11 protein-coding genes are annotated in these 6,206 nt (G+C 68.6%); all 11 read left to right on the top strand.

Annotated features, from left to right (window positions below):
• Positions 1–394: 394 nt before the first annotated feature.
• The 11 genes from ACIQLD_RS18685 (at position 395) to ACIQLD_RS18635 (ending at position 6,176) form a co-directional block, all read left to right on the top strand.
• A complete protein-coding gene (locus ACIQLD_RS18685; RefSeq protein ID WP_402610480.1) occupies positions 395–1,024 on the top strand; it encodes a hypothetical protein in 630 nt (209 codons plus the stop codon).
• A 148-nt stretch (positions 1,025–1,172) separates the two neighbouring features.
• Positions 1,173–1,658: a hypothetical protein gene (locus tag ACIQLD_RS18680; RefSeq protein ID WP_402610478.1), complete on the top strand. Its 486-nt coding sequence runs from the start codon at positions 1,173–1,175 to the stop codon at positions 1,656–1,658.
• Positions 1,659–1,734: 76 nt separating this feature from the next.
• Complete coding sequence (locus ACIQLD_RS18675; protein WP_402610476.1) at positions 1,735–2,391, top strand: hypothetical protein; 657 nt, start codon at positions 1,735–1,737, stop codon at positions 2,389–2,391.
• Between the two features lie 99 nt (positions 2,392–2,490).
• The gene (locus tag ACIQLD_RS18670) at positions 2,491–3,492 is read left to right on the top strand and encodes a DUF4192 domain-containing protein (protein WP_402610474.1); all 1,002 of its coding nucleotides are present in this window, start codon (positions 2,491–2,493) and stop codon (positions 3,490–3,492) included.
• Positions 3,493–3,546: 54 nt separating this feature from the next.
• Positions 3,547–3,894: a hypothetical protein gene (locus tag ACIQLD_RS18665; protein ID WP_402610471.1), complete on the top strand. Its 348-nt coding sequence runs from the start codon at positions 3,547–3,549 to the stop codon at positions 3,892–3,894.
• The gene (locus ACIQLD_RS18660) at positions 3,891–4,088 is read left to right on the top strand and encodes a hypothetical protein (RefSeq protein WP_402610469.1); all 198 of its coding nucleotides are present in this window, start codon (positions 3,891–3,893) and stop codon (positions 4,086–4,088) included. The genes ACIQLD_RS18665 and ACIQLD_RS18660 overlap by 4 nt, the downstream gene beginning before the upstream one ends.
• Positions 4,089–4,253: 165 nt before the next feature.
• Positions 4,254–5,177: a DNA-processing protein DprA gene (locus ACIQLD_RS18655; protein ID WP_402610467.1), complete on the top strand. Its 924-nt coding sequence runs from the start codon at positions 4,254–4,256 to the stop codon at positions 5,175–5,177.
• A 175-nt stretch (positions 5,178–5,352) separates the two neighbouring features.
• On the top strand, positions 5,353–5,499 hold the full coding sequence (locus ACIQLD_RS18650) for a hypothetical protein (RefSeq protein WP_402610465.1): 147 nt from the start codon (positions 5,353–5,355) through the stop codon (positions 5,497–5,499).
• The gene (locus tag ACIQLD_RS18645; RefSeq protein WP_402610463.1) at positions 5,496–5,765 is read left to right on the top strand and encodes a hypothetical protein; all 270 of its coding nucleotides are present in this window, start codon (positions 5,496–5,498) and stop codon (positions 5,763–5,765) included. The genes ACIQLD_RS18650 and ACIQLD_RS18645 overlap by 4 nt, the downstream gene beginning before the upstream one ends.
• Positions 5,762–5,959, top strand: a complete 198-nt coding sequence (locus tag ACIQLD_RS18640) for a hypothetical protein (RefSeq protein ID WP_402610461.1) — start codon at positions 5,762–5,764, stop codon at positions 5,957–5,959. Before ACIQLD_RS18645 ends, ACIQLD_RS18640 begins: the two co-directional genes overlap by 4 nt.
• Positions 5,952–6,176, top strand: a complete 225-nt coding sequence (locus tag ACIQLD_RS18635) for a hypothetical protein (RefSeq protein ID WP_402610459.1) — start codon at positions 5,952–5,954, stop codon at positions 6,174–6,176. Before ACIQLD_RS18640 ends, ACIQLD_RS18635 begins: the two co-directional genes overlap by 8 nt.
• The last annotated feature ends 30 nt before the right edge of the window (positions 6,177–6,206 follow it).

Raw genomic sequence — 6,206 nt, 5'->3', positions numbered from 1 at the left:
CCGGCGGGAGGGGGTGGAGCGCTCACGCGCTCCACCCGGGGCGACCGGCAGGCCGGTCGCATGCCCTCGTGGGCGGCGCTGCGCGCCACCTCTGCGCTGCTCTCGGCCCTGGGTCTGCCGATGCCCCCCGGGTCCGTTTTGGTGGTCTTAGCCGGCCCCTGCTTCCCCCGGCTCCTCACTCGCCTCTGGGGAGCCTTCTGCGGCTCCCGGGCCTCTCCCCCGGCGCTGCGGCTGCGCGCCCCTCCCCGCCCCTTTCTGGGGCCTGTGGGCTGGTGTTTCGCTGTGCCTCTCGGGGCGTGCCCCCCGCTGCGCGCGGGGCCGAAAGGTGAATGTCTGAGGCTGTCTATAGATTCTAACACGTCAGGTCATATATTCAACGCATTTGGAGGCAGAAATGAACATGTGGATCTCAGTTGAGGCTCACTTCCCGCAGGCGGTCGCAGATCGGGAGGCGGTAGCAGCTCGGCTCATCGCGCTGTGGAATCACCACGTTGACGGAGAGCACCAGATCGACCAGGACAGCAAGACCGTGGGCAGCGCTGATCCGACCTTCACCGATCTTCACTTCGACGGCGAATGCGCCAGCATCGAGTACCCGGGAAAGTGGGAGACCGAGGGCATCGCGAACTTCGCCCACGCGGCCTCACTCGCGTACCCCGAGGCGACTGTCCACACGCTGGAGGAGTGGACGGGCGAAGACCCCAACATCGTCCGCCAGCAGTGGGAAGGCGGCGCCGTGGTGGCCGAGAAGGACTCAGCTGGGCCGTTGGAGCCGGTGATCGCCGGGAAGAGCCTCTCCGTGGCTCACGCGGCCCTCAGCGGTGCCGTGGAGCGCCTAGACGGCCTGCTCCGAGCTATCGCAGTTGGCGAGGACTTCTGGGAGCACTGGTCATACTCCGAGGCGCAGGCGCTGGCCGATGTGTTCGACGCCGCCGCGCAGCCGGATGCCGCGCGAATGGTGCGCGAGCGCGTAGCCGAAGCCGACCCCGAGATGTGGGAAGAAGCCACCACGGCGAGCGAGTGACAGCGCGATAGATCGGCGGGCATCCCACCTCTCGGGATGCCCGCCGATTCGTGCATTCGCGTCCCCCATTCGGAGGACGCAGGGCTAATGTCGGAGGCTCCCCGTAGGTTTAGAGATGTCAGGTTACACAATCCATAGGAGGAACATCATGACCGACATCACCACCACCACTGAGGGCACCGAGGTCGCAGAGATCGTGCTCACCGACAACCGCAGGGTTGCCGTGGGCGAGATCGCACGCGCCGAGGAAGCCGCGAACCTCGCACGGGCGCGCGTGGTCGAACTCGAGAACGAGGTTCGGCGGCTGCGCACGGAGCAGATTCTCGACGGCGGCGACCCCCGACTCGTGGCCTTCTGGGACAAGGCCGGACGGATCGCCGACTACGCGAATTTCTGCGAGGAGTATGACCGGCTGGCGGACGAGCTGAACGGGGTTCCCCGTGAGCGCGAGTGGGACGTCTCCCTCGACGTCGTGATCCGCGCACGGGTCAACTACCGCCGCACGGCTCGCACTGATGAGGACGCGATCAGCGCCGCCGAGGATGACCTCGACCGCGAAGACGTGGCCGAGGCGATCCGCGAGCACGGATGGTACGACATCACCGTCGAATCGTCCGAGGCCGAGCGCTCCTAGCGCCCTCCGGGTGGGCGGGGCACACGCTCCGCCCACCCTCCCCGATCAGCACCCCTCAGCTTGGAGAGCAGCAGCCATGAAGACCACCGACCAGATCGCGGCAGCCGCCGCTACGACCGTCCTCGCATCCGTCGCGGATCGCGAGACACACGACGGGGAAGACCCCCTCACCGCCCTCGGGTTCGCCATGGGCGCGGACATCGAATACGAGGCCGCGATCCGCCAGATCGTGGCGGCCGCGATCACCCTCGACCGTGCGCAGCGCGGGCACGAAGACCACGGGATCGAGACGACGTTCTACACCGGCTTGGACGGTACGCCCGTGGTGCAGATCGACACCACCGAGGCGAGCGGCCTGGTGCGCGTGAACCTCAACGATTCCACCCTCTACAACGGCAACCCCGAACAGCACGAAGCCCCCGGCATCCCCGTCGAGCTCCCCGAGCATGAGCACCCGCCGAGGGACACGGCGCTCCGCTCCGCCCTCGTGATTGTGGGCGACGATCAGCGCCAGGGGTGGGACATGTCCGACCGCGAGGCAGCAGAGCATGCGCGCAACACGCTCCTCATGCCCGGCGCGCCGTTCGCACCCGGAGGGCACTACCTCGACGGGGACGAATCCGACGCGACCTTCCGCGCGTACCTCGCCGTGCTGAGCGCCTCATCGGCCGAGATCGCGGCGGCACTGAACGCCGCAGAATCCCCCTCGACCGCTCCCGAATCGGACGACTGACCACCCCTCCGAAATTACTTATCCCAACCTACTTGACACCTCTATCTCAGACCCGTATATTTACTGATGTCAGGTTACACAATCAAAGGAGTGATTCAGATGGTTCAGATTCTCAGGGCGGCATCCTCCGCCGATCTCCTCGCGGTGATCCCCCGCCTCGCCGGCTTCCAGCCGGAGAAGTCGATCGTCGTCGTCCCGTTCGTTGAGACCCGCACCCGTGGCGTCATGCGGTTCGATCTCCCCGAGCGGGCCAACGTCGACCAGATCAACCTCATGGCCGAGTACCTCCTCCGGGTGCCGGACGTGACGGGCGCGATCGTCATCGTCTACACCGACGGCGACCCGAAGGACTCGGAGGTCATCGCCACCATGCTCGCCGCGCGGCTGGACGAGCAGGGCATCCCCGTCGCCGAAGCGCTGTACGTGACGGGCGACGCCTGGGGCGACTACTTCCGCCCCACAGAGGCCGCTCAGCCCGCCGCGTGGATCAGCGCTTCCGAGCACGCCGACCCCACCGTCCCGGCGCAGTCGCTGGCACACACCCTGCCCGAGCGGGATGAGGTCGCGGCCGCCGGAATCGCCGGATGCCTCGGCGACTTCGCCTCGGTGACGTTCGACCCGCTCAAGGCCATTGAGCGGGCGACGGACACCACACCGGAGGAGCTGCGCTCCGCGCATGCCGCGCAGCTGCTCGCCGTCCTCGTCCGCCCCATGCTCCGCGACGTCGCCCTCATCCAGTGGGCGCGCGACACCGAGCACGGCGCCGCCGCCCTCGCCACTCAGGTGCAGTACCACCTGACGGCGCAGGTCGATGCGGACGTCGCAGAAACGCTCCTCGGACGCGGTGAGCGCCCCGACGTCGCCCGCCTGGAAAGCGCACTGGCGATCTGCCGTCACCTCGCCGCGAACACAGCCGACGTGCACGCCGCCGCCGCGCTGATCAGTGCCGGGTGGATCGCCTGGGCGCTGGGCCGGTCATCGGAGGCTCACGTCTACGTCGAGCGGGCAACGGCTATCGACCCGGATCTCTCCTTCGCGGGCCTCATGGCGAAGGTGCTGGATGCGGCGATGCTCCCCGAGTGGGCGTTCAACCGCCGCTAACCATCTGGGAGCGGCGGGGAAACCCGCCGCTCCCCCCACCCCGGAAGGAACGCCATGAGCGCCACCACCACGCGGGTGACCATCGCCCGCCACCGCCACATCGACATCTCTGCCACCCCGCCCGCACCGATCCCCGACGGCTGGCCCGCCGACCTCTGGGAAGCCGTCACCACGGGGCAGATGACTCCCCGCGCCGCCCGCGCCCTCCGCGACGAGCGGGCCGCCCTCGCCGCCGAGGATGCAGGGCCGCTGGTGTGCGCCGAGTGCGGCACGACGACCGCCGCGATCTACATCGCGACAACCCTCGACAACTCCGATCCGAAGAACACCCGCACCGAACTCTGTGCGGCCTGTGACGACGCGCTCCGCACCGTTGAGCCCTCCACGCCGGGGGAGCCATGAGCGGCGCGCAGGCGGTCGTCTACGCCGGTTCAGACGGGGTTGCGCGCCCGGCCGTGCTCATCGACAACAGGCCGCGCGGGGGAAGCCTGTTCGTCGAGTACTCCGAGGGCGGCGCCACCCGGATCGCCTACCTCGACACGATCCCCTCCCAGCTCATCGACGAGCTGCACTCCACGTCGGCGCGGCTCACCTGACACCCGCCCCGCCGACACCGGGCGACCTACGAACAGCGCTCCACGCGCTCGCCGTAGGTCGCCCTTTCTCATGACGGGAGAATAGTTATCCCAACTTAGTTGACAGTGTCGGAGGAAATGCGTATATTTAGTGATGTCAGGTCACACATTTCACTGGAGGACATCATGAGCACCACCACCGCCACCACGGTCACCGACACCCTCGCAGCTCGCGCCGCGTTCACCACGTTCATCGAGCCGGGCGACGGCGTCGCTGGTGCGCTCATCGAAGCCCTCGGCCCCGTTGCCGCCTTCGACACGATCACCTCGAGCGGAGACCGCCACGCGGCCCTCGTGGACGCAGGACTCAGCGCAGCTGAGGCCCAGGAAGCACTCACCCGGTGGACGCCACGCATCAGCACCAAGACGATCAGCGAGAACCTCGCCGCAGCCGAGCGCGCAGGCATCACCATCGTCGACCCCGACACCATCCCCGCGCTCGCCAGCCTCGGCACCCAGCGCCCCGTCGCCCTCTACGTCCGCGGAAACGCCGCCGCGCTCGCCGCATCCACCCCCATCACCATCACCGGCGCACGCGCCAGCACCGGATACGGCGAATACGCCGCCCGCGAGCTTGTCGACGACCTCCGCACCCACGACGTCACGATCGTTTCTGGCGGGGCCTACGGCATCGACTCCAGCACCCACAGAGCCGCCCTCGGCGCAGACCTCCCCACCATCGCCGCGCTCGCCGGAGGCGTCGATCGGGCCTACCCCGTCGGGCACAACGAGCTGTTCACCCGCATCGCCGTCAAGGGCGCGATCATCAGCGAGATGCCGGTCGGAGCCGCCCCCACCAAATGGCGCTTCCTCGCACGCAACCGGATCCTGGCCGCCCTCTCCCGTGCGACCGTCGTCGTCGAGGCCGGGTGGCGCTCAGGCTCCCTGAACATCGCCGGACACGCCGCCGCCCTTGGCCGCCCCCTCGGAGCCGTCCCCGGCCCCGTCACCTCCGCCGCATCCGCCGGATGCCACCGCCTCATCCGCGAGTACGACGCCAAGCTCATCACCGGAGCCGCCGACGTCCTCACGCTCCTCGCAGGCGAGTGACACCGTGGGCCGGGGTGGAGACACCGCCCCGGTCCACGGACCAAACCCCAACCGAGTTGACACGCGGTCATCAATACCGTATATTTAGATACATCAAGCAAGCGAAACAACGCACATGGCAGAGCGCGGCATTTGTCCAGCAGCCTGCTGGACAAATCGCAGAGAGGAGCAGCGAATGGCCCCGAACACCTACCCCGCCGGCAATCGCCCCGACTGGGCCACAATCTGCCGCTGGGAAGACGCCGGCCGCCCCGCCCTCAACCCCGACGGCACCTGGGACGAACCGCCGCCCGCGCTCGCCGCAGACCAGGAGGGGCCGTGAGCGGGGATCGGAAGCGGGGGCAGGCCCTCGAATGCCGGCGATGCCACCGGATCGGAACCCGCGGCTTCACCCCCTGGGGCTCCGAGGGGTGGGAGTGCAGCAACGATCGCGCCTGCACCGCTCGCGCACAGGAGCGCGAGCAGCCCGACCCGCGCGAGATGTCACAGGCCGAGCTGGACGACTACCTCGACCAACTCGTCACCCAGGGCCGCGACGACAGCCCCCAGTTCCACCGGGCCTTCAAGATCTGGGAGCGACACCAATGACGATCGCACTCGACGAGATCCGCGGCCTCGCCTGCACACTCTGCGAGGAGTGCTGGCTCATCGCAGCCGATCGCACCCTCGACGACGCGCTCGCCGCATTGTCGCTGCACATGTCCCGCACCCACCGCACCGCCCGGTTCGACATCGAGATCATGACCGACCAGCCGCACGAGGGGAACAATGACCATGCCTGAGACCAACACGGACGAGAAAGTCGTCCTCCTCGTCGAACTCGCCGGCGGCGACGTCGTCGCCGTCCCCTTCAGCTCCCGCGACCGCGCCGACTGGTGGGAGGAGCGGATGCCCTTCGAGATCCTCGGCCGCCCCCGCGTCGTCAGCGCCCGATCCCTCGCGGTCGGGGTCGCGATGCGCGCGCAGCGCGAACGCCAGGAGCACACCGACACCCCCTGATCGCCCCCGCGCTCGCCGCATGTCCCCCTC

Origin of the sequence: Microbacterium sp. NPDC091662, assembly GCF_044756705.1 — a bacterium.
GTDB lineage: Bacteria > Actinomycetota > Actinomycetes > Actinomycetales > Microbacteriaceae > Microbacterium.
The sequence above is the reverse complement of the archived record's forward strand: the minus strand, read 5'-3'. Positions and strand labels throughout refer to the sequence as shown.